The sequence below is a fragment of the Burkholderia sp. A2 genome, assembly GCF_001729305.1.
In the GTDB taxonomy this organism is placed as follows: Bacteria; Pseudomonadota; Gammaproteobacteria; order Burkholderiales; family Burkholderiaceae; genus Burkholderia; species Burkholderia sola.
Genome location: NZ_LZXX01000068.1, coordinates 47,777 through 70,863 on the forward strand (window position 1 = coordinate 47,777; position 23,087 = coordinate 70,863).

Sequence of the window (23,087 nt, forward strand, 5' to 3'; positions counted from 1 at the left end):
TTGAACCGCTCTGGGTTTGTCAGGGGCCGCTGATTCTGGCGTCCACTTCGGGGACCATGCGATGGCCCGCCTTGGAGCCTTTCCAGCGCAACTGGCGAGTCAGCAACTGCGCCTTTGCGAACGGAACTCCATGTATGGTCTATCGATTCGTCAATGACTGACCCTGCCTCGTTTTCACGTACAGCATGTCATGGAGCAGCGCGTAGGGTTTCGTATTCGACGGGAGTGCAGTAGCCGATGGACGTGTGCATGCGCTGTCGATTGTAATAGCCCTCGATCCAGTCGACGATGTCTAGGCACGCCTGCGCGCGGGTCCCGAGCGCGTTTGGTAAATGCGCTCGACCTTCAGGGCTTTAACGAAGTTCTCCATCGGCGCGTTGTCCCACGCGTTGGCACGCCGGCTCATCGAGACCGTCATGCCGAACGCGGCGGCCAGATTGCGATACCCCCAACTGGCATATCGACACTGCAGAGGAACTGACACCGGTCTTCGTGACACTACAGTCGGCGACGACTTTATCTCGTCGCACGCAAAGATACGATTTCGCGACAGTTTTCCGATTCCACTCCGGTGTCGACTGGCGAAGCGATATCGCCACTTCGCAAATGGTGACAACGTCGCTTTGTTCTGCGGCTGTGCCCAGACGCTTCGCGCATTCCTCGATCCCTGCATCACCAGTGTGACAATTGCGTGTCATTGGCGAATTTGTTTTTTTCGCTTGATTGGATCCCTATCACACTGGCTAGAATGCTGCCTGTTTCTGACAAATACGAAACAGTTAGTACACTTTTTGTCAGACTATAGCTAAAAAACAAGGGATCTGGACATGCGAGACAAGGCAGCATCGACGATGCTATCCGAGGAAATCGTCCCACTCGGCGACATCGAGAATCTTGCACGACGCCATTTCGTGATGGGGCTCGGTGCAACGCTTCTGACCGGATGCGGCGGTGACGGAGGTAACGCGGTTGCGGACGGCGAGCGGACATCGGCAAACAACGGCCAAGCGTCCGGCGTGGCCCGGACTTCGGACGGTATCGACGCAGGCGCGACGTCGGCAGGCACTGCCCAAACCCGCGCCTTCGTACATCCTGGCTTGCTGCATACCGAGGCGGATTTCGAACGCATGCGCACTAAGGTCGGCGCGCACGCTTCCCCGTGGATCGACAGCTGGAACCTGCTCGTCGCCAACGGTCACACGCGCCTGACGAACAAGCCGAACCCGCAGGTCGGCATCTATCGCGGCAATGATCCGACGCATGGTCAGAACTACGGCGCCCTCTACCACGACATCGCTGCGGCCTATGGCGACGCGCTGCGCTGGAAGGTCTCGGACGACAAGCGCTATGCCGACAAAGCCGTGGAGTATCTGGACCAATGGGCCTCGACACTGACGACGCTCGGCGGCAGCGACGTGGCGCTCGCCGCCGGCATCTACGGCTACGAGTTCGCCAACGCAGCCGAAATCATGCGCGGCTACAGTGGTTGGAGTCCGGCCGGATTCGCCGCGTTTCAGGCAATGATGCGCAATGTCTTCTACCCGGTCAGCCATGCTTTCCTGACCCGTATCGACACCGCGATGGACACGCACTACTGGGCCAACTGGGGCCTGGCCAACATTGCGTGCGTCCTGGCCATTGGCGTGCTGTGCGACGATGCCGAGCTCGTCAACGAGGCCATCACTCATTTCAAGGCCGGCGGCAGTAACGGCTGTATCCGGCAAGCCGTGTATTACATGCACCCCGGCAACCTCGGGCAGTGGCAGGAAGCCGGCCGGGACCAGGGCCACAGTGTGCTCGGCATTGCCTTGACGGGCGCCATTTGCGAGATGGCGTGGAATCAGGGCATCGACCTGTACGGCTACGACAACAACCGCTTTCTGGCGGGCGCCGAATACGTGGCCAAGGCCAACCTGACGCAGGCGGACGGCACGTTCTATACGGTGCCTTTCGTCACGTACCAGAACAGCGCCGACGTCATCCAGACGCAGTTCGCCGCCGGCGGGCAAGGCAACGCGCTGGGGCGGCCCTGCTGGGCACTGGTGGCCAACCATTACGTCAACCGCAAAGGCCTGGCGGCGCCTTACACCCAGCGCGCTGCCGAGCTTGTGGCGCCGGAAGGTGGCGGCGGCAACTATGGCCCCAACAGTGGCGGCTTCGACCAGCTCGGCTACGGCACGCTCACCTGCACGCGCGACCCCGGCACCCCTGCCGCAACGCCGACCGGCCTGACTGGGTACGCCAGCGCGGGCAAGGTGGTGCTGTCGTGGTGGGGCAGCAGCAACGCCATTAGCTACAACGTCAAGCGCGCCACCATGGCCGGCGGACCGTACACCACCATCCGAACCGGTATCACCGATCTGCTGACCTACACCGATCTGCCAGCCGGTGCCGGCACGTATTTTTATGTCGTGACAGCGCAAACGATTGCGGGCGAATCGGCACGCTCCAACGAAGTGAAAGTGGTCACGACGCAGCAGCTGCTTGCGCATCTCCCGTTCGATGAAGGTGGCGGCATCACGGCCACCGATCGTTCGGGCAGCGGGCGCAATGGCACGCTCAACGGCGCAACGTGGGCAGCGGGGCGCAACGGCAACGCGGTCTCGCTCAACGGCGCGGGCGCGTATGTGGCGTTGCCCGCCGATCTGCTGGCCGACGTGTCGGACTTCACCATCGCCAGCTGGGTGTTCTGGAACGGCTCGCAAACGTGGGCACGCCTGTTCGACTTCGGCACGGGCTTCCACCGCTACATGATGTTTACGCCGCGCGGGCAGTCGCGCAACGGGTGGGCCGGCATGCGCTTTGCCATGACGGCCAACGGCCCCGGTGACGGCCCGCCGGAACAGATCATCGACGCCCCCACCGAGTTGCCGAGCAAGCGATGGGTGCATGTGGCCGTCACGCTGTCGGGTTCGACCGGCACGATCTATGTGGACGGCACGCCCGTCGGCACCAACACGGCGATGTTCCAGGCGCCGTTCCGTTTGGGCAGTACCGCGCAGAACTGGCTGGGCAAATCGCAATACAGTGCCGACGCCACGTTCAACGGCCTGATCGACGATTTCCGCGTCTATCGCGGCGCGCTCGGCGCTGCGCAGATCGCGTCGCTCATGGCGAACTGACTGCGCAGCGCAACGCCCGATGGCGGGCCTTCCGATGGACCTCTTCCTTTAAGGATTTCTCCGATGACCGTGTTTTCTCAACGATGGATTGCCGCCGCGGCGATGGCGTGTACGTTATGGGGTTGTGGCGACGGATCCGACGGCACGACAGGCGCGTCCAGTTTGCGTGCCAATGTGGTCGCCAATCGCAGCCAGATCGGCGGAAGCGGCAGCAACCTGCCGGCGGCCAGCTGGACCAGCGTCAAGTGGGGCGGGGGCGGCTATGTCACCGGCCTGATCTATCATCCGGCCAACGCGAGCCTGCTGTACGCACGCACCGACGTCGGCGGCGCGTACCGCTGGAACGCGACCAGCTCGACGTGGACGCCGATTACCGACGGCGTTGGTTTCGGCGCAGGCGAGGGCGACTTCCACGGCGTCGAAAGCCTCGCGCTCGACCCGAACAACGACCAGCTCGTCTACATGATGACCGGCGTTACCGTGACGCAGGGTCACAACGGCCGCATCTACATCTCGAGCGATCGCGGCAACACCTGGACGCACTACGACCTGCCGTTCCCGGTCGGCGGCAACGACAACGGCCGCGCCACCGGCGAGCGCCTGCAGGTGGACCCGAACAATCCGTCGACGCTGTTCTACGGCTCGCGCACGGCCGGCCTGTGGAAGAGTGCCGATTCGGGCCGCACCTGGGCACAGGTCGCGGGGCTGTCCTCCACCACGATCAGCGGCGGCAATTCTCCGATCGGCGTCGAACAGGTGATCTTCGATACGTCGGGCAAGGGGAGCGGCCAGCCGACCTGGATCATGTGGGCCACCGTCGCGCCGGACTACGCGAACGCGGCGGGCCTGACGTCGACCCTGTACAAGTCGACCAACGGCGGCTTTTCGTGGACGCCGGTGCCGGTCCCGGCGGCGGTGTCCGGCTACTACATCCCGCACGTCGTGCGCACGTCCGACGGCACCTTTTACATGGTGTTCAACGCGGGCGTCGGCCAGGGCATCGGCGGACCGAGCCGTCTCTACAAGTTCGGCGGCAGCAACGACAGCAACTGGACGCTGCTCAACAGCTCCAGCAGCAACGGCTTTGGCGGCCTGTCCGTCGCCGGTGTGGGCTCGTCCGCGCGCATTGCACTGGGCATGACCGGCTGGAGCGACACCAGCAAGACCATCCAGCTCTCCGACGACGGCGGCAGCACGTGGCGCGAAATCGAGGCCGGCATGCCGCATACCGGCATTGCCGCGGGCGGCTGCGCCGGCTGGGTCGAGGGCGTCACCATCGATCCTGCCAATCGCGATCACATCATGCACGTCCACGGCGGCGGCATCTGCGAAACCATGAACGCGTCGTCACCGACGCCGACCTGGAGCCCCAAGGTCGACAATCTCGAGGAAACCGTGACGCTCGCGCTCGTCACGGCGCCGCCCGGTGCGTCGTACAACTTCATCAACAGCGCCGGCGACATCGGCACGTGGGTCAATACGGACCTCTCGACGAGGCCGACGAAAGGCCCGCTGAACACGTGGAGCAGCGGCAATTCGGCCGATATGGCGTGGTCCGATCCGGCATACATCGCCGCCGCGGGCGTCGACAATGCCAACGGCCATGCCACCAAGGGCTTCTGGTCGGGCGACAGCGGCAATAGCTGGGCGACGTTCGCGTCGCTGCCGAACGGCGCCGCGGCAAGCCAGAGCCACGTGGGCAATCTGGTCGTCCCGTCGCGCAACAACGTGACCTGGGCACCGCCGGACTCGGTGCCGTCGTACACGACCAACAATGGCGCCAGCTGGACGGCGACCAACCTGCCGGCGTTCAGTGCCGCGTGGAATGGCTTCCCCCGTGCCTACCGCCTGGCCGCAGACCGCAAGAATCCGAACAAGGTCTATGCCTACGACTCCGGCGGTGCATCGTGGAGCTGGCAGCGCGGCAAGGTCTACGTCTCGACCGACGGCGGCCACACGTTCACGCTGAGCCAGGGCTCGGTGAACGCGAACCTCGCGTGGAATTCGTGGCGGGATACGTCGATGGCGGTCAATCCGAATGCCGAGGGCGACATCTGGCTGGCCGACGGCACGGCCGTGTACCACTCGGTGGACTCGGGCGCGAGCTGGACGAAGCTCGGCGTCTTTGCATCGGCCAACGGCGCACCGGGTGCCACCGTGATCGCCCTGGGGCGGGCGCCGACCGGTTCGCCATACTCGGCCGCGGTCTATGTGGAAGGCACATTGAACGGCGTCTGGGGCATTTACCATTCCGACGACGGCGGCGCAACGTGGGCGCGCTTCAACGATGACGCGCACCAGTTCGGCGACTCCGGTGTGATGGCCGGCGACTGGAACACATATGGCCGGATTTACGTCAATGGGGCCGCTCGCGGTCTGATCTTCAGCAATTGAGGTTGATCGGTCTGTCGACCGTCCGGTTGTGGTTTGCAACCGGACGGAGAACGTGGGTGCTACGGTGCTGCTCGGGTGACTGCGAGCGCGTGGCAGCTATCGCGCCTCCGCCGCTGGATTGCCGGCGGTCGGTGAGTCCACGATGGGTCGAAAATCCGACATCTGGACCGGTCAGCCTCGCAGCCTTGCTGAATCGCTTCGCAAGGACTCGATCTGGATGTACTCGGACGCTCGAGCATCTGTCGATTAACCGGTGAAAATATGTGACGATACGTTGGACTGTGTCGTGGATGCGGCGGCCGTCGGCTGCGCGGTACGTAACCGGTGTTGCCCGGGCGGCGAGTAACGCGGCACGCAGATCGCGTCCGCTTTTTAGTGTCTATTTAGTGTTCCGGTGGGGACACGCTGAACCGAGTTTGAGGGGCCGGAGCGGAAAGCCGTGCGGGTACTGGCTCACGGCGCGGGCACGATTCAAAGTTAAATGAATCGTGATGATTGGGATGTGCCGTCGAGGTGGGCTGGAACGTGCCGAAGCGCCGGCTGGCTACGGGCCATCGAGCGGGTGAGCCGCCGATGTTGGCCGAGCATCTGTTCGCGGCGCGGTTTTTATTGTCTTTTGAGTGTTCTTCGAGCCGCGTGGCGAATCCGGACTTTGGCTTGCCGGTCGAATCGGACAGGGCGTCCATTCCGAGCTGCCCTTCGACGTGCTGGGCACGAAGGAGGCCTGTGTCGCCTGAGGCAGCTTTTGTCGGTGTGTGCCAGGCAGCGGCAGAAACGTTGCCGAGAGAATGGGATGCGGCGGCACTGCAGGTAGCACGGCAGCTCGCCGATGCATGGCCGACCGAATCGAGGACAGCGCGCCGGGTCATCCCTTCCGTCGTCGTCCGGGCAGAGTTCAACGTGCGGGTGAATCCGGCACGTCCTGACGCGGCGCGAATCGTCGTGGCAGGTCCTCAACCCGTGGTGTGGGACGAACGCCTCCTTGTCCTGCCCCCGTCCGGGCAGTCATGGAGCCTCGATGGCGGCCCGCGCCCGAGTTGTCACGATGGCACGATTGTCGGCTCAAACTCGGATTTCGCACAACGCGTGACCGCCACTGCCGGCGCCGCAGGGGAATTGACACCGACGTTCGCGATACGACGTGCGGTGACGATTTTATTGCGCGGCACGCAGGTCCGTGATGTCGTGACAGTGTTCCGATTCCGCGTCGGTGCCGACCTCTGCTTCGAGGCTGTCAATCAGAACTCATCGACCACCCGATATCGGTTGATCATCTGATACCACTTCCACGGCCCCGACATCATGTATTCGAAGTCGGTGGCGAATTCCCGGACGCCAGTGTCCGGATGATGGCGCAAGCTGCTGCAGAGATCGGCCGTCTGCTGCATCTTTTCGCGGTGCATGTCGCAGGCGCGTTGGATCGCGTGTTCCGCGGATATACCGTATTCGTGAGCCAGCACATCCACGACGTTCCAGCGCAGTTGCCGGGGCGATTGCGCATCGCGCAAGTAGCTCGCGATGTCGTTGTCGATTCCGTACAGAAAATCGCCGAGCAGGTTCAGCTCGCGCAGCGCGGGGCTGCCCCAATGTGCGCTCGAAATCGGTCGGTCGCTGCCCATGTCGATCATCGACGCGAACAGGCTCGACCCGGCCGTGTTGCCGCGGATCACCAGGAAATCTTGCAGCGTGGGCATGGTTCCCTTGACGCGGTAGCCGAGTTCGCACCCGTTGCCGTGCAGCCAGCGCAGGATACCCATGTCGAATCGGTAGAGTTGCTCGCCAGTGGCGATCTTGTGCAGCCGAAGCAGGATGTCCTGCAACGCCACCCAATACGGTTCCTGAACGTCGAGGGCCTGCTGTGGCGCATCGGCGATTTTTTGGAAGCGGGCGAGGTTGGCCGTCGTTTGCGAGAAATTGCCTTGGCTGGCCGGGCCTTCGAAGCCGGACTCGTCGAATTGCAGGATCCATGTGCATAGATGGCCCGCGGGTTCCAGCGTCTCGAACGGCATGCGCGGATAGCACAGCGATGTCAGCAAGCCCGTTTGCGCCGCATGGAACAAGGTCCACTCGCGCTCCGTCCGTACCAACCCGAATTTTTGGACCCAGGCTTCGATACTCGCGTCGAGTCGCGCGCGCATGGGATTGACGTCCTGAAGCAGCGGGCAATAGCGCTCGGGAATCACCAGGGTGTCCGGCACTGGGGTGAGCTGGCGCGGATCATTCATGGGCGGCACTCCGGGATGTCATGCGGGCGGGTTCGATGCGCGGGACGCCGGGCCTGTTCGTCGTCACGCTGTCGACCGTCTCCATTTCCGACGGATAAAACTGCGCCGCCCATTTCCGATATTCGAGGACGGAGCGATCCATGGGCGTGGTGGCAGGGTGGGGCCGGTGAGTCTTGTAGTCCCAGATGCGCTTGTCGCGCATGTTCTGCATGTGAAACCACGGTTCATAGAGTCTGACGACGAGGGTGTTGAGCAGCAGGCAAAGCAGGCGTGGGAGGGCATCGAATGCAGCGATGCGGGCGACATGACTCCATCTGAGCGTCCATTTGGCCGGCCCGATCTGGGTGAAAGCGCCAAGCGTCCGGATTTCCAGTCCGATGCCGGGAAATTCGAGTTCGCCGATCAGATAGCCAATGCCATACCAACTGGCGCGGAAGTTGAACGGCCACCGGTTCTCGTACATCGTCTTCGTGTAGGCAACCATAATGGGGCCATCGATCGTGACCTCCGGCATGACGGGCGCGCGGAAGTGATGAACGTGCGCCATATGGCCCATGTCGGCGCCGTTTTCGGCCGAATCCTGCATATGTCCTGCGATGACCGTACAGCGGTACACGGTGCGGGAGAATTCCATGCTGTCGAAGGCCGGGATCTCCCACATCGGCGGATTGCCGTCGAAGTCGTACCAGACCCACGCCATTCCGCCGGTTTCACGCAAGTACCATCTGCTCAACCGCAGACCCGGCGATGGGGGTTCGTTTTTCGGGCGCAGGCACGCGCCATCGGGCCCGAACGCATAACCGTGAAAGGGGCAGACGAGGTTTTCGCCCTTCACTTTGCCGCCGTGGCCGAGGTGCGCGCCGAAATGCGGGCAATACGAATTGATTGCGTTGAGCACGCCGGATCGAGTCCGGTACAGCACGATTTCACCGTCGGCGAGCGGGAAGGTCCGTACCGTCCCCGACTTGACGTCGTGGCTGTAACACACCGCAAACCAGCCCCTCGGATACGGTTGGACGCTGCGCTTTTCGACCGTGACACAACGATGCTGGATAGGAATGGCCGGACAGTTCATCTCGTCTCTCCCGTTCAGGTTTCGTTCACGCGCTCGAGGCTTCGACGGCTATCGGCGACGGATTCATGGGTCGGGTAGAACTGGGCCGCCCAGCGTCGAAACGCCATGATGGGTCCGTCGCCGGGCACCAGCCTGGCTTCGTGGTTGTAGCGGCGGTGATTCCAGATCTTGATGTCGTTGCCGATCTGGTATCGGAACCACGCCCTTAGCGCCAGCACCAGCGTATCCTGCAGCCCGCATCGCAGCGGGGCCGGCCACCGGTCGAGCGCGTCGACGTGAATGAAATTCAGTACCCGGGCGCGCCATTCGAGCGGTGCGGTCGGGACCGGGCAACTGAGCACCTTCAACTGCACGCGCAGCGTCGGCACGTCGATTTCGCCGATCATGTATCCGAGGCCGCAGTACGTGTTCCGGAAATGCAGCCACTGGCCGGAAGCGTGCGTCGTGATCTCGTACGTCAGTCTGGGGCCGGCGGCGCGAAAGGCGCTGACCTGCGCGTCGGCAAACTGGTGAACGCGCACCAGATGCAACCTGTCGATGCCGTTTTCGGCGATGTCCTGCACGTATCCGGGAATGTCGAACGTGTTCCGGTCCGCGCGGGAGAACGTCCGGAGGTCGAGCTCCGGTATATCCCACGTGGGCGCCCGGCGTTCGGCGTCGTGCCACACGAATACCACGCCGTTGACTTCACGCAGCGGCCATTCGGTCAGTCGGGGGCCGCCGTGCAAGGGCGGGCTGTCTCGATCCGGCTGGCATTGTCCGCCCGGCGCAAAGGAAAGCCCGTGGTATGGGCAGACGAGATGTTCGCCGTCGACCTTGCCGCCATGGCCGAGATGGGCGCCCAGATGCGGACAATACGGGCTGATGGCTTTGGCGGCGCCGGACTGCGTGCGGTAGACGACAAGTTCGCCACCCATGAACGGAACGGCCTGTACGCGGCCCGGTTTGAGATCGCGGCTGAAGCACGCGCCGAACCAGCCGTTCGGGTAGGGCAGCGGGCTGCGCGCATCCACTACGGGGCTGTGTCGGGGCAAGATCGGGTAGGTCGGATTCCGCATGGGACATCTCCGAATGCGACGGTTGCGCCGGGCAGCGCGTCAGGTATGCAGCGTGACCGCCGATGCGGTGCCGGGCAGCAATTCGGTCGGCAGCGGAAAGATCGCTGTTTCACGCCGTCCGGACAGGGTTTCGATCTCCAGCGGCGTGTACGTTCGCAGTACCGCAATCACCTCGTCGACCAACGTTTCGGGTGCGGATGCACCCGCAGTGACGCCGACGGTTCCGATGCCCTGGAACCACTGGCGCCCCAGTTCGCTCGCATCGGCGATCAAGTGGCTGGGGATGCCCGACTCGAGCGCGATCTCGTGCAGTCGAACGGTGTTCGAGCTGTAGCGGGCGCCAATCACCAGCATCAGTTCGACTCTGCGGCAAAGCTCGCGTACGGCTGTTTGCCGGTTCTGCGTGGCATAGCAGATGTCGTGGACATCCGGGCCGACGATGCCGGGATATCGCTGTTTGAGCGCGTAGATGATGTCGCGCGTGTCGTCCACGCTGAGTGTGGTCTGCGTGATATAGGCCAGCGGCGCGTCGGCGGCAAACGGCAGGGCTGCCACATCGGCCTTGCTTTCCACCAGGACCGTCGCGTCCGGGGCCTGGTCCAGCGTGCCGACGACTTCGGGGTGTCCGGCATGCCCGATCAGCACGACAGTCTTCCCTTGCGACGCATAACGCCGGGCCTGGACGTGGACCTTGGCGACGAGCGGGCAGGTGGCGTCGAGCACATGCAAGCCACGCTGTCGCGCTTCGGCCTCCACCTTTTGACCGACACCATGCGCACTGAACACGGCCACCGCTTGCTCGGGAATGTCGGCGAGGGACTCGACGAAGACGGCGCCTTTGCGCCTGAGGCCGTCCACGACTCGCCGGTTGTGGACGATTTCGTGCCGGACGTAGACGGGAGCACCGTATTTTTCCAGTGTGCGATCGACAATGTCGATCGCGCGTACGACTCCGGCGCAGAAGCCGCGAGGTTCGGCAAGGATGACGCGCATGTTGAAGCCTCCGGGAAAGCGCGATATGGCGATAAACGCGGAACGTGGTGCCGTCATGGCCGACCGGCGAGTCCGTCCGCTGCCGCGTAAGCGCGTGGTTCGCTGCCGGCGTCGATCGCTTGCTTCAGATTCAGCGCGGCGTGCCGCGCAGCGATCAGCGGTTGTTCGCAGAAGCTGCGCGCGGGGCCTGGTGGCAGCGCGTCCAGATACGCCTGCGCCAGTGCGAGTTCTCGCCCGACATAACCGAGCATCTCGCGCAAGCCCCAGCCGTGTGGCCAGAAATCGACCCCGCGCCCGGTGTCTTCGTCGCGATCGATCAGGATGTTGACGGCCTGCAGCGCGCGGCCGTATCCGATGGCGTCGGTACGGTTGGTGTCGGTGTGATTGAACCAGCCCCACAGATCGCTGAGTAGCAGTACCAGCGTACCGGCCACTGCATAGGTATACCGGTTCAAGTCCTGCTCCGTCCGGATCGCGAAATCCGATTCGACCCAATCCGCCATTCGCTCTGCCATGACGGAAAACGTGTCGAGTACGCGAGGCGCGATGTCGATCGGCGCGAGCGTGACCCATTGGCCCAGTTGCAGCGAAACCGGTGGGAGAACGTCTTCATAGCCTTCGAATGCGGCCTGAAAATCCGCTGGCGAGAAGTGGGTTTGCAGAATGGCGCTGACACGCCGAAGCAGGCGAGCCCGGTCCGCGGCGGCCATGGTCGGGTGATCCTCGATTTCATCGATGCCGCGCATGCACAGGTAGGCGCACGACGCCGCCTCGTTCAGCCTGGGCGGCAGGCCGACTACGGGCAGATACCACGTCTTGCTGTACTGCCGGATCATGTCGTGGGCTTTCGAGAGCGGAATCATCTTTTTCTCCCGGTGGGAAGGAAAGGTTGCGGGCCAGCGGGGCGGCAGGGCTAGGACGCCAGGCTCATGTGCGTCATGGTTCGGGGCGAACGACAAGGGGCGGCGGCTTCACTGAAAAAACGATCGATGGATTGCACCAGCCCGTCGACATCGAGGCCGCAGGCGGCAAGCAGCATGGCCGGGGCGCCATGTCCGACGAACTGGTCCGGCAGGCCGGGTTGCAATACGGGAATCGGCACACGCTGCGCGGCCAGCACTTCCAGGCAGGCGGAACCCGCACCACCGGCGACGCAACCTTCCTCTACCGTGACGAGTACGTCGTGCTGGTCGGCGAGCGTACGCACGAGATCAATATCCAGCGGTCTGATGAAGCGCATGTTCGCCACCGTCGCATCCAGCCGGTTGCCGGCTTTTAGGCCGGCCTCCACCATGGAGCCGAAAGCCAGGATCGCGATGCGGGCGCCGGGTGGCTGTGACGAGGTACGTATCACCGCGCCCTTGCCGATCGGTATGGGCTGCATCTGTTGAACGGGCGGCACGCCAGGGCCGCAGCCGCGCGGATAGCGCACGGCCGCGGGGCCATCGTGATTGAGCGCCGTATGCAGCATCTGGCGGCACTCGTTTTCGTCCGCCGGCGCCATGAGAACCAGATCCGGGATGCATCGCAGGAACGCAATGTCGAACGCACCCATGTGGGTCGCGCCGTCCGCGCCGACGATGCCTGCCCGGTCGATCGCAAACGTGACCGGCAGGCGCTGGATCGCGATGTCGTGGATCAGCTGGTCGTATCCGCGCTGCAGGAACGTCGAGTAGATCGCTACCACGGGTTTCAGTCCGTCGGCCGCCAGCCCGCCGGCGAACGTGATCGCGTGCTGCTCGGCGATGCTGGCGCTCAACGCGCCGTCGCCGATCACCGCCACGCAATGCCGCGCTTCGCCGTTGATCCGGGCGGCATGCGCCATGCCGAGCACGGCGGAGATCGACGTGCTGGAGTGTGCGGTGCCGAACGCGTCGTACGGCGATTCGCTGCGGCGCGGAAAACCGGAGATGCCGCCGCTTTGGCGCAGTGTCTTCATCGCCTCGCGCCGACCGGTCAGGATCTTGTGCGGATAGGACTGGTGCCCGACGTCCCAGACGATGCGATCGCGCGGCGTATCGAATACGTAGTGCAGCGCGATGGCCAGTTCGACGGAACCGAGATTGGACGCGAGATGCCAGCCGGTGGCGGCGACGCTGTGCAGCACGAAATCGCGCAGTTGGGTCGCGAGGTCAGGCAATTGCGCGCGCGCGAGTTTCCTGAGGTCGGCCGGCGCGTCGATTGCACTCAAGGCATCCATGTCCGTATTCCGGGGGATAGGGGCGGTGGGTTATGTCGATACCGACAGGAGCGCGGCACGTGGCTGGAGCACGGCGTCATCGAGCCGAACGCGCGCGTGAATTTCGCGAAGCAGCAGGCCGGGCTGGTGCATGTGGGTTTGGGTATCGGTTTCTACCTGCGCGTCGTTTTCGTGCGCCTGAATCAGTATTTCTTCCATTTACTTTCGCCTAAATGGATTCGCCATTTAAAAAATGAAGCGCCGCCTCGAAGGTGGAATTCGATTCGGTAGGGTGCAGCGCAATGCGACAGATTTTCCTTCGAAAGCGAATATTGAATTACCGCGATCAATATGAAAGCGAAAATTGCGTTCGTGCGATTATTGAAATGGAAGGCGTGGCGAGTCGAAACGAGCCATGTCATTACCCATATGCAGAGCGCCCTCCGATGACGCCGCCCCGTTACGAACGAAGGCAGGCAGGCGGTGGTTGCTGTGCACGTTGTAAATCAGGAAGTGTTTCCGTCAAGCAATGAATGCCGAGCCGGAACGATCCGCGCCGGCTCTTTAGTAGAATTTATGTTTGGTTAAATCTAGGAGGGCGATTCGTGAATGTCAAGAATCGCACCTCATCTGTTTTTGTAATAGTGGATCGAGAAACGCATGTGGGATTTATTATGTTGATTCCATTTTTTTTGGAATTTTATACAATTCCTGGGTTAGGTGAAAATTGCGAAACGATCGCCCGGTTCGGGAGACGGCGTGGCGGATCCCTACGATCGACAACCTGGCACGCGGTAGCCGCACGTCGCGTGCAGTTTTATCGCGACAAGAGGGTATCGACTGTGCGGGCATGTGCGGCCCGACGCTTTTTGCAAGCCACTTGGGGGTGATCGAGAAGAGCAAGTTCACCGAAGAACAGATCACCTGTGCGTTGAGGCAGGCCGAGCTGGCACGACCGCGTGCGCGTCGGTCGCCGAGTCGGCGACCGAGCCGCGTCATCCGGCCTCGTCCGATAGTGCGACGGGCGCTTCGCCTTGACCGCCGCGCTTCGCTGTCACCCCATGGCTCCGGCGGGAAGCGATGTCGCCCCCGAGCGCATGGAGAATCGATCGGCCTTTCTTCGTCAGATACGCGCGTCGGCGGCCGGGTGCGCCATGTTCGAGCATGACGAGCTGCCGTTCGAGCAACGCATCGAGTTCGGCGCGATTCATGTCGAGCTGATCCGGCGCCTGGCACACCAGCATCAGCGTCGCGAATTCGTGCGGGCTCAACATGGCCGTCCCCCGTCGCGCACGGTACTGCCAATAGCGGGCATCACGCGGAAAAACGAAATGGGGTGCTGCACGCTTCCAAGCGCGGCGACCCGACGGCGCGGCAGCTTCGGCTGGCCGATCGCGGCGGGTTGGGCCGCGCCGCGCAACGCGAATGGCTTGCGCGCAGCACGTACGCGAGCGCCGATCGGCGCCAGGCGACTCGTACCGTTGCGCGCTGTCCGCAGGCCGGCCGGCAGACCCGTGACGACGCGGGCGGCGCGTCGTGGTCGGCGGCCGACCCCCGGCAGCCGATCGAAGAGAAGGAAAGGATCGTTCATGATTCGCTCCCGGTTGAGCCTCGCACGGAGGACGAACCGGACCACGCGCTCCAGTTCGTCGATCCGCGAGAGGCCTCGCTGACAAACAAATCGAAACACGCAGCGCGTAAGCCGCGGCTGCTTGAGCGATACCCAAAATAGGATGGGAAGCGCGGATTTCAAGCGCCGCCTCCGTGACGATTCGCGTGGCCTGTGCGGCGGCCGTCGGCGTCGTGTTGCCGCTCGTCACGGGGCGTCGCGAGACAACCGCCGATCATCAACAGGCGTTTCCGCGCTGAAACATCTTGTTACAAACGTCCTTTTCTCACCCCCTTGAAGCGCGCTTCCCGCGCCACTATTTCGCTTTTCGCCAATCGACGGCACGCCGGCGCAGCGCAGCCCTTGCGCATGCACGCGCCGGCGGATTCCCTTTTCCAGGTGATCTCATCGCTCAGGAGATGAAAATGCAGATTCGTCCCCTCTACGACCGGGTTATCGTCAAGCGAATCGAACAGCAGCGGACGACGGCCTCCGGCATCGTGATTCCCGATTCGGCGGCCGAACGGCCCGAGCAGGGTGAAGTGATTGCGGTCGGCAGCGGCCGGCTGCTCCAGGACGGCTCGCAGCGCCCGCTGCAGCTCCAGGTCGGCGACCAGGTTCTTTTCGGCAAATATGCAGGCCAGACCGTGAAGGTGAACGGCGAGGAACTGCTCGTGATGCGCGAAGAGGACGTCATGGGCGTACTCGAACCCGAATCGCCGGCCGCCAGGAAAGCGGCCTGAATGTCGATTCGACCGCGTCGCACGGGTGACTGCCCGATGCGCGCGGCATCCCGTTCAACGACTGTATCCGGAGCAAGAACATGACTGCAAAAGACGTGAAATTCCGCGACGGCGCCCGCCAGCAGATCGTCAAGGGCGTGAACGTGCTGGCCGACGCGGTGAAGGTGACGCTCGGCCCGAAGGGCCGCAACGTCGTGATCGAACGCGGCTTCGGCGCGCCCGTGATCACGAAGGACGGCGTGTCGGTCGCGAAGGAAATCGAGCTGAAGGACCGCTTCGAGAACATGGGCGCGCAGATCGTCAAGCAGGTCGCGTCCAAGACGGCCGACGTGGCCGGCGACGGGACGACCACCGCCACCGTGCTCGCGCAGGCGATCGTGCAGGAAGGCATGAAGCACGTCGCGGCCGGCATGAATCCGATGGATCTGAAGCGCGGCATCGACAAGGCCGTCGGCGCGGTGCTCGACGAGTTGCGCAAGCTGTCCCGGCCGATTTCGACCCACAAGGAAATCGCGCAGGTCGGCGCGATTTCCGCGAACTCGGATGAGGCGATCGGCAAGATCATTGCCGACGCGATGGAGAAAGTGGGCAAGGATGGCGTGATTACCGTGGAGGACGGCAAGTCGCTGGAGAACGAACTCGACGTGGTCGAAGGCATGCAGTTCGATCGCGGCTACGTGAGCCCGTATTTCATCAACGATCCGGCGAAGCAGGCGGCCTATCTCGACGATGCGCTGATTTTGCTGCACGACAAGAAGATCTCCAGTGTCCGCGACCTGCTGCCGATTCTCGAAGCAGCGTCCAAGGCCGGCAAGCCGTTGCTGATCGTCGCCGAGGACGTCGAAGGGGAGGCGCTCGCGACGCTCGTGGTGAACTCGATGCGCGGCATCCTGAAGGTCGCCGCCGTCAAGGCGCCGGGCTTTGGCGACCGACGCAAGGCCATGCTCGAGGATCTCGCGATCCTGACCGGCGCGACGGTCATCTCCGAGGAAACCGGCAAGCAGCTCGACAAGGCCACGCTCGAGGATCTTGGCAGTGCGAAGCGTGTCGAGATACGCAAGGACGATACGATCATCATCGACGGCGCGGGCGATGCGGCGCGCATCGACGCGCGCGTGAAGGCGATTCGCGCGCAGATCGACGAAGCGACGAGCGACTACGATCGCGAGAAGCTGCAGGAGCGTGTCGCGAAACTCGCGGGCGGCGTGGCGGTGATCAAGGTCGGCGCGGTCACCGAGGTCGAAATGAAGGAGAAGAAGGATCGCGTCGACGATGCGCTGCATGCGACGCGCGCCGCGGTCGAGGAAGGCATCGTGCCCGGCGGCGGCGTCGCGCTGCTGCGCGCGCGCGCGGCGCTGTCGGACATCCGGGGCGCGAATGCGGACCAGGACGCCGGCATCCGGATCGCGCTGCGCGCGCTGGAGGCGCCGCTGCGCGTCATCGCGGCCAATGCGGGCGACGAACCGTCGGTCGTGGTCTCGAAGGTGCTCGGAGGCACCGGGAACTTCGGCTACAACGCGGCGACCGGCGAGTACGGCGATCTGGTGGACGCGGGCGTGGTCGACCCGACCAAGGTCACGCGTACCGCGCTGCAGAACGCCGCGTCGATCGCGAGCCTGGTGCTGACGACCGATGCGACCGTCGCGCAAGCGCCGAAAGAGGACAGCGCCGAGCCGGCCTCCGCGCCCGAGCTCGGCTACTGACCGGCGTCGCAGGCCCGCCTGCGATGGTCGACCAGCCGCTGGCCGGAGCGGCTTTTGCCGGCGCGCGCGACAGTGGGGACGCGCCGCGCCGCTTTTTCATGTTTGCGAGACCGACCATGAAGCTCGAACTTTCGATCGATTCCCGGCCGCTGAACGTCGAGATCGACGACGTGATCGCCGGCCTGCTCGCCGCGCGGCTCGGCCTGCCGCCGGACGGCGACCATCGCGTCGCGATCGGCCGCTACCTCGGCGACGCGGCGGGGCCGTGGACGCTGGATGACGACCATATGCGCAAGCGCGTGATGCGCCGCCTGATTCTCGACATCGCCGATCCGACGCTGGTCATCCAGTACCTGATGGCCGACCAGACCGACCAGGCCGGGCCCGGCGAAGCAGGCGCCTGACGGGCGCTGAACGCGCGCTGGCGAGTGCAAGTGCGTGTGCGCGCCGAGCAGCGATTCCATCGAACGTTCGTCGCCCGCAGTGTCAGTCTGTTGTCATGTCATCCTCCATCGCAGAACGAAGCGACGCTCGCGGCGGCGCCCGAGCACCCGTCTTCGCGCTTGCGGTCAGCCGCCACCGTCCGGCTTGCCGGGCGCGCGGCCCTGCGGGACCGGCTGGCCTGCACCCAGCTCGGCGCCGGTGACCGGGTCGCTGTTCGGATCGGACGCGAGCCGCTGCGCCATCGCGTCGATCGCGTCCACCTGCTGCGGCTCGAGCATCCCTTCGGCAATACCGGTGCCGCCGTCGACCGCCGGCTCGGCGTCGCGGATTTCGAGACCTTCGCCATGATTCCAGGGGCCGACCAGCGGCGCCGCGTCCGGCTGCATCCGGAAGTACACGCTGTCGTACGGCGCCTTCGGCGGCAGCTTGCCGGGCGGGAAATTCGCGGTGATCGCATACAGCGCCTTCTCGAACGACTTCAGGTGCGAGACCTCGCGCGTCATCAGGAAGCCGAGCGCGTCGCGAATGCCCGGATCGTCGGTCACGTTGATGAGCCGTTCGTAGATGATCTTCGCGCGCGCTTCGGCCGCGATGTTCGAACGCAGGTCGGCGGTCGGTTCGCCGATCGTGTCGATGTACGCGGCCGACCACGGCACGCCGCCCGAATTCGTCAATGGCGCGCCCGCGCCGTACAGCACCTGCGTCACGTGGCTGTCGTTGCCGGCGCCGTGCAGCTTGCGGTACAGCTCGGCCTGTTCGTCGACTGCTTCCGCGAGTTCGCCCTTCGCGCCGCGGTTGAGCATCGCGGCCATCGAGCCGATCACTTCGAGATGGCTCAGCTCCTCCGTCGCGATGTCGAGCAGCATGTCCTTGCGGCCGGGGTCCTCCTCGGTGATCGCCTGAGTGAAATAGCGCATCGCGGCGGCGAGTTCGCCCTGCGGGCCGCCGAACTGCTCGAGCAGCAGATTGGCGAGGCCGGGGTTCGGCGCGCCGACGCGCACCGTGTACTGAAGCCGTGTGTTGTGGATGAACATGGCATCTCCGTGGAAAGGGTTGCGCGACATTCGCGGTGGCGACCCAGCACGAATCGATCCCGTGGCCGGCCGACGATCCCGGGTACGCGGCGCGATTCCGGCCGGCGTGCGCTGAGCCGTGGGAGCGGCTTTCGGCGAACAATGGCCGGTCGGGCACCGGTCGGCGCCGGATGACGAAGGCGCGATCGGTTCGCGAGGCGTCGCTTCTCGCGCACGGGGTGGACGGTTGCCGATGCAAGGACGCGGCGCGAGGGAAGGGCGCCGTCGGCGGCAATACGAGCGCGTCGCGTGACTTGCAACCGTCGTTGCCGGATTTCCAAGCGGTTGTCGTTTCGGCAGCATGGGGCGCGTGACGCCCGTTTCGTGACGATGGCGACGCGCGGCGAAGGAGCGCACCGCGACGGACTGCCGCGTTGCTGGCGGGGCCGATCGGCGCGGTGGCGTCGCGGTCGGGCGGCACCTGAATGGCCGGTGCGTCAGCGTCCGGACGATCGTGGCAGCCGCTATTCCCCGCGATGCCGCGCGAACCGGATGACGACGGGCGCGCGGGCCGACCAGCGCCGGCCGGCGTGCCGGTTCAGCGCGCTTTCAGCATTTCGTCGGCAAGCCGGTAGGCGCTGACCGCGCGCTTCGATTCGTAATCGGCGATCGTCGACACGTTGCGCCCGGCGTCGCGCGACAGCAAACCCTGCAGCGCGGCGGCGGCGAAGAAATCGCGCAGGTCCGGCGTCGCGGATTTCGGCTCCGGCGGAGCGGCTTCGACGATCGGCCCCGCTTTCCAGAAAACGGGCGACGGCGTGCCTTCCTTGGAGACGGCGGCGGTTTGCTTGATGCTCACATCCTGGGAAAACGGCGTCATTTCTTCCCCTTCGATCAAGTATCTGTTGGCGAAGCAGCGTAACGTCCCCGACTACGTGGGCGAGCATCGTCTCGTTTTGTTTTTGAGCGGTACTAACTGATTGATCGACGCGAATATTCGCCGGTAATACGGCATCCGTCAAAGGAAATAAATTGAATCCGACGGGCCGACGCACGAGCACGAATCGTTCCCGATGGCGATCGACGGGAAGCATCGCGTTTCGCCAACCGAGGTACGCGTGTGGGTGGCCGGATGCGCGACGGGCGAAGAGGCGTACTCGATCTCGCTGCTGCTCGCGCGGGCGCGCGAGGCCGCGATGTCGAGCCAGGCCATCCAGGTCTTCGCGACCGATATCGACGAAGCGGCGATCGTCCGCGCGCGGACCGGTTCCTACCCGCTGTCGATCGCGAGCGATGTGCCCGCCCCGCTGCTGCAACGGTATTTCACGCGGGAAGGCGCGCACTACGTGATCGCGAAGGCGGTGCGCAAACGCATCCTGTTCGCGGCGCACTGCCTGTTGCGCGATCCACCGTTCTCGCATCTCGACCTGATCTCGTGCCGCAACGTGCTGATCTATCTGGAACGGGCGGTGCAGCGGCAAATCCTGGAGCTGTTCCATTTCGCGTTGCGTCCGAACGGCTAGCTGTTCCTCGGCACCGCCGAATCGGCCGACGCGGCGGACGATCTGTTTTCGGTCGTGGACAAGAAACGCCGGATTTACCGTGCACGCGTCGTCACGCATCGCGCGAAGCCGGCCAAAACCAGCGGCTCGCGGACGTGCTGCGCAATGCGGTCGGCTCGGCGATAAGCAGGGGCAAACTGGAGTGAGCGCAGCGAGCCGCGCCAACCGCGCCGCGGGTTTTATCCCGGCACGAACACGCCTAGCGCCGCGATCGCCATCGCGAGCGTCGCGACCCATCCTCCCCACGCAAGCGGGCCTCTGACGGCGAACTCGCCCATGACTCGTCGGCTTCTCGCCATCAGCATCATCACGACCATGATCGGCACGGCGCTCACGCCGTTGATGACGGCGCTCCAGTACAGCGCGCGGATCGGGTCGAAATGCATGAACGTGAACGCGATTCCGCCGACGATCGCCAATACGATCACCGCATAGAATTCGGGCGCGACGCCCCACTGCAACGCGAGGCTATTGCGCCAGCGGAACGTGCCGGCCGCCGCATAGGCGGCCGATCCCGCGAGCACCGGCAGCGCCAGCAGGCCGGTGCCGACGATGCCGAGCGCGAACAGCACGTACGCGAAGTGACCGGCAAGCGGCTCGAGTGCCCGCGCGGCGTCCGCCGACGTTTTGACGTCGATGTGACGGGCGTGGAGTGTGGCCGCCGCCGTCAGCACGATGAAGAACCCGATCACGTTCGACACGCCCATGCCGAACCACGTGTCGAAGCTGATCCGGCGCAACTGCGCGGGCGCCTGGCGCGGCATGCGCCGCAACGGCCGCTGGTTCGGCGCGGCGCGCAATTCCTCGACTTCCTGGGACGCCTGCCAGAAAAACAGATACGGGCTGATGGTCGTGCCGAGCACGGCGACGACCGTGGTCAGATAGGCGGCGGTCAGTTGCGCATCGGGCTGCACGATCGCGCGACCGACCTCGGCCCAGCTGACGGGCACGATGAGGGCGACCGCGACATACGCCAGCAGCGTCAGCGCGGTCCATTTGAGCAATCGCGAGTAGCGGTCGTATGGAATGAACACCTGCAGCACGACCGACACGCCGCCGAGGCACACGATGTAGAGCTGCTGCGGGCCGGGCAGCAACAAATTGACGGCCGCGCCCATGGCCGACAGGTCGGCCGCGATGTTGATCACGTTGGCCGTGATCAGCAGCACGACCGTCCCGTGCAGCAGCCATCGCGGGTAGTGCGTGCGCATGTTGGACGCGAGACCTTTGCCCGTCACGCGGCCGATTCTCGCGCTGACCAGCTGGATGGCCGTCATCAGCGGATACGTCAACAGCAGCGCCCACAGCAATTCGAAGCCGAACTGCGCACCCGCCTGCGAATAGGTGCCGATGCCGGAAGGATCGTCGTCGGCGGCGCCGGTGACCAGGCCGGGACCGAGACGCCGGACCCACGTGGCCGCATTCGGGGCCGGTTCCGTCGGCTCGGGCTGGAGAAAATCGTTGTCGTTCATGATGGCGGGCCTCCCGTGCGGCACGCGCAATCGCCGTACCCGCCCGGCGGGCGTCGCGCCGCGGCGGCCCGGCCGGGCGTTACGGCCCGTTCGGCTTCGCCATGTCGCCAGCGTCGATCTTGATCGCGTGTTCCTTCGAGACCGGCCGCGCACCGGCCATGCTCCCGCTGCCGATGCGCAACTTCACGCGCACCGGTTCGTTTGCATCGAGTCCCGACACATCGCCGGCGGCGCGCGACGCGCGTTACGTCGGGCTAGCTGCACCGTCGGCGGGCGAGACCGTCGCGTGCATCGCCTGTTCGAGAAGGGCGTGCGCGGCTTGCCACGCGCGCGCGGCAGCCGCGGAATCGTTGAAGGCCCGTGCTTCTACCGTCGCGCCGTCCAGCAGCATCATGAAGACCGTTGCCAGCCGGTTGGCGGTTTCGGGCGGCACGAGGGCCCCGATCAGCTCCGCGATCCATTCGACCATCGTGCGGCGATAGCGGATCGCGACATCCGATATCGGCGCATAAGCGGTGCCGAATTCGGCCAGCGCACGCTCGAACAGGCAGCCGGCAAATTCGGGTGTCCTGAACCATGCCGCGTACCAGTCGAAGATGGTCTTGACGCGCTCGACCGGATCGGTGACGTGCTGCAACTGCGCGGCGATGCTGCCGACGATGAGGTCGTAGCGCTGGACCAGCACTTCGCGAATCAGTTCGTCCTTGCTCGCAAAATGCCGGTACAGCGTCATGCGGGCGACACCGGAATCGTCGATGATCCAGTCGACACCCACAGGGTGGAATCCGTGCCTGGAGAACAGTTCGGTCGCTTTGTCCACCACCAGCTGGCGTTTGTTGGCTCGCACGAACGGCTTCCTCCTCGATATTTCAGTAGCATAGACCGATTATTCTAGCATCATGCTGCTCGACGAAATCGGCATCCCGGCGTTGTCCCGCCGGGCAATCCCGGCGGCCGGCACCGGTCATCAAGTCATCTTGACTATTGGATAGACCGATATGTATCATTTGAATCCAGAAAGCATCGATCGGTATTGCGTGGATTAAAGAGGCGGAACGCGGGGCTGTGTTCCGCTCTCTGTTTTCCGCCGTATCGGATGCTGCAACGATGTTTCAAGCCGAAAAGAGAACCTGAGAGAGCCTCGGCATGCGAGCCCGCGGAACGTCCGCGCCTCGCACCGCCCGGGGCAGGCTCGCGGGCGAGCGCGCGAAGCAATACGGCGCCAATGAAACGTGAGGAAAGTACCCATGTATCGCCGTTTACTCGCACCGGGGCTGCTGTTGCTGCTGGCCGCGTGCGCGCAGGATCCGTCGATCACCGCCGGCACGGTACGGATTTGCGACGACACAGGTTGTTCCGATCGCCCTAAAGATCAGGTCTCCTATCAAAAAAGGGGCGATGCGCAAGACCGCGACGATCCACGCATCGCCGCGCTCAAGCAAACCGCGAAGACCCAGCCGAAGGCCGCCTACGATCTTGGCCTGCGCTATTTCCG

General features: G+C 64.4%; 19 protein-coding genes and 3 pseudogenes. 8 read left to right on the top strand and 14 right to left on the bottom strand.

The window, feature by feature from the left end; translation table 11 throughout:
- Window positions 1-188: 188 nt before the first annotated feature.
- Window positions 189-472: pseudogene (locus tag A9Z05_RS37225) on the bottom strand (transposase); the annotation flags it as partial.
- Between the two features lie 379 nt (window positions 473-851).
- Here A9Z05_RS37225 and A9Z05_RS05565 point away from each other — a divergent pair.
- The 3 genes from A9Z05_RS05565 (at window position 852) to A9Z05_RS37595 (ending at window position 6,794) form a co-directional block, all read left to right on the top strand.
- A complete protein-coding gene (locus A9Z05_RS05565; protein ID WP_069617226.1) occupies window positions 852-3,122 on the top strand; it encodes a LamG-like jellyroll fold domain-containing protein in 2,271 nt (756 codons plus the stop codon).
- Window positions 3,123-3,284: 162 nt separating this feature from the next.
- On the top strand, window positions 3,285-5,516 hold the full coding sequence (locus A9Z05_RS05570) for a dockerin (RefSeq protein WP_256121859.1): 2,232 nt from the start codon (window positions 3,285-3,287) through the stop codon (window positions 5,514-5,516).
- A 726-nt stretch (window positions 5,517-6,242) separates the two neighbouring features.
- Window positions 6,243-6,794, top strand: a complete 552-nt coding sequence (locus tag A9Z05_RS37595; RefSeq protein WP_256121860.1) for a hypothetical protein — start codon at window positions 6,243-6,245, stop codon at window positions 6,792-6,794.
- Here A9Z05_RS37595 and A9Z05_RS05575 read toward each other — a convergent pair.
- From A9Z05_RS05575 to A9Z05_RS37230, 9 genes are all read right to left on the bottom strand, one after another.
- A complete protein-coding gene (locus A9Z05_RS05575) occupies window positions 6,755-7,741 on the bottom strand; it encodes a terpene synthase family protein (RefSeq protein WP_141723367.1) in 987 nt (328 codons plus the stop codon). The two genes, A9Z05_RS37595 and A9Z05_RS05575, sit on opposite strands and share 40 nt — an antisense overlap.
- Complete coding sequence (locus A9Z05_RS05580) at window positions 7,734-8,816, bottom strand: Rieske 2Fe-2S domain-containing protein (RefSeq protein ID WP_069617229.1); 1,083 nt, start codon at window positions 8,814-8,816, stop codon at window positions 7,734-7,736. Before A9Z05_RS05580 ends, A9Z05_RS05575 begins: the two co-directional genes overlap by 8 nt.
- A 14-nt stretch (window positions 8,817-8,830) precedes the next feature.
- Entirely contained in the window at window positions 8,831-9,874 is a 1,044-nt protein-coding gene (locus A9Z05_RS05585) for a Rieske 2Fe-2S domain-containing protein (protein WP_069617230.1), read from the bottom strand.
- A 39-nt stretch (window positions 9,875-9,913) separates the two neighbouring features.
- On the bottom strand, window positions 9,914-10,867 hold the full coding sequence (gene ispH / locus A9Z05_RS05590; RefSeq protein WP_069617231.1) for a 4-hydroxy-3-methylbut-2-enyl diphosphate reductase: 954 nt from the start codon (window positions 10,865-10,867) through the stop codon (window positions 9,914-9,916).
- 53 nt (window positions 10,868-10,920) lie between these two features.
- Entirely contained in the window at window positions 10,921-11,730 is an 810-nt protein-coding gene (locus A9Z05_RS05595; protein ID WP_069617232.1) for a squalene/phytoene synthase family protein, read from the bottom strand.
- Between the two features lie 50 nt (window positions 11,731-11,780).
- Window positions 11,781-13,067 carry a 1-deoxy-D-xylulose-5-phosphate synthase gene (locus tag A9Z05_RS05600; protein ID WP_069617233.1) on the bottom strand — a complete coding sequence of 429 codons (1,287 nt, stop codon included), beginning with the start codon at window positions 13,065-13,067 and terminating at the stop codon, window positions 11,781-11,783.
- Between the two features lie 30 nt (window positions 13,068-13,097).
- Window positions 13,098-13,265 carry a hypothetical protein gene (locus A9Z05_RS36800; RefSeq protein ID WP_176730156.1) on the bottom strand — a complete coding sequence of 56 codons (168 nt, stop codon included), beginning with the start codon at window positions 13,263-13,265 and terminating at the stop codon, window positions 13,098-13,100.
- Between the two features lie 776 nt (window positions 13,266-14,041).
- Window positions 14,042-14,320 carry a hypothetical protein gene (locus A9Z05_RS05605; protein WP_069617234.1) on the bottom strand — a complete coding sequence of 93 codons (279 nt, stop codon included), beginning with the start codon at window positions 14,318-14,320 and terminating at the stop codon, window positions 14,042-14,044.
- Window positions 14,314-14,799: a hypothetical protein gene (locus A9Z05_RS37230; protein ID WP_256121861.1), complete on the bottom strand. Its 486-nt coding sequence runs from the start codon at window positions 14,797-14,799 to the stop codon at window positions 14,314-14,316. The genes A9Z05_RS05605 and A9Z05_RS37230 overlap by 7 nt, the downstream gene beginning before the upstream one ends.
- A 281-nt stretch (window positions 14,800-15,080) precedes the next feature.
- On the opposite strand from A9Z05_RS37230, the gene groES reads away from it, so the two are divergent.
- The 3 genes from groES to A9Z05_RS05625 all read left to right on the top strand — a co-directional run bounded on the left by groES (window position 15,081) and on the right by A9Z05_RS05625 (window position 17,505).
- A complete protein-coding gene (gene groES, locus A9Z05_RS05615; RefSeq protein WP_006482399.1) occupies window positions 15,081-15,398 on the top strand; it encodes a co-chaperone GroES in 318 nt (105 codons plus the stop codon).
- A gap of 80 nt (window positions 15,399-15,478) precedes the next feature.
- The gene (gene groL / locus A9Z05_RS05620; RefSeq protein ID WP_069617236.1) at window positions 15,479-17,101 is read left to right on the top strand and encodes a chaperonin GroEL; all 1,623 of its coding nucleotides are present in this window, start codon (window positions 15,479-15,481) and stop codon (window positions 17,099-17,101) included.
- A 116-nt stretch (window positions 17,102-17,217) separates the two neighbouring features.
- Window positions 17,218-17,505, top strand: coding sequence for a hypothetical protein (locus A9Z05_RS05625; protein ID WP_069617242.1), 288 nt, complete (start codon window positions 17,218-17,220; stop codon window positions 17,503-17,505).
- A gap of 165 nt (window positions 17,506-17,670) precedes the next feature.
- Here the strand turns inward: A9Z05_RS05625 and A9Z05_RS05630 are convergent, their stop codons facing one another.
- Window positions 17,671-18,579 (bottom strand): manganese catalase family protein, encoded by a 909-nt coding sequence (locus tag A9Z05_RS05630; RefSeq protein ID WP_069617237.1) that lies wholly within the window; start codon window positions 18,577-18,579, stop codon window positions 17,671-17,673.
- Window positions 18,580-19,156: 577 nt separating this feature from the next.
- Window positions 19,157-19,438: a hypothetical protein gene (locus tag A9Z05_RS05635; RefSeq protein ID WP_069617238.1), complete on the bottom strand. Its 282-nt coding sequence runs from the start codon at window positions 19,436-19,438 to the stop codon at window positions 19,157-19,159.
- 229 nt (window positions 19,439-19,667) lie between these two features.
- Between A9Z05_RS05635 and A9Z05_RS05640 the strand changes: the two are divergent.
- A pseudogene (locus A9Z05_RS05640) lies at window positions 19,668-20,189 on the top strand (protein-glutamate O-methyltransferase CheR); the annotation flags it as partial.
- 110 nt (window positions 20,190-20,299) lie between these two features.
- Here the strand turns inward: A9Z05_RS05640 and A9Z05_RS05645 are convergent.
- Together A9Z05_RS05645 and A9Z05_RS05650 are read right to left on the bottom strand one after the other, a co-directional pair.
- Window positions 20,300-21,592, bottom strand: a complete 1,293-nt coding sequence (locus A9Z05_RS05645) for an NRAMP family divalent metal transporter (protein WP_069617240.1) — start codon at window positions 21,590-21,592, stop codon at window positions 20,300-20,302.
- Between the two features lie 244 nt (window positions 21,593-21,836).
- Window positions 21,837-22,439, bottom strand: coding sequence for a TetR/AcrR family transcriptional regulator (locus A9Z05_RS05650; protein WP_069617241.1), 603 nt, complete (start codon window positions 22,437-22,439; stop codon window positions 21,837-21,839).
- A 400-nt stretch (window positions 22,440-22,839) separates the two neighbouring features.
- Here A9Z05_RS05650 and A9Z05_RS05655 point away from each other — a divergent pair.
- Window positions 22,840-23,087, top strand: a pseudogene (locus A9Z05_RS05655) (sel1 repeat family protein); the annotation flags it as partial.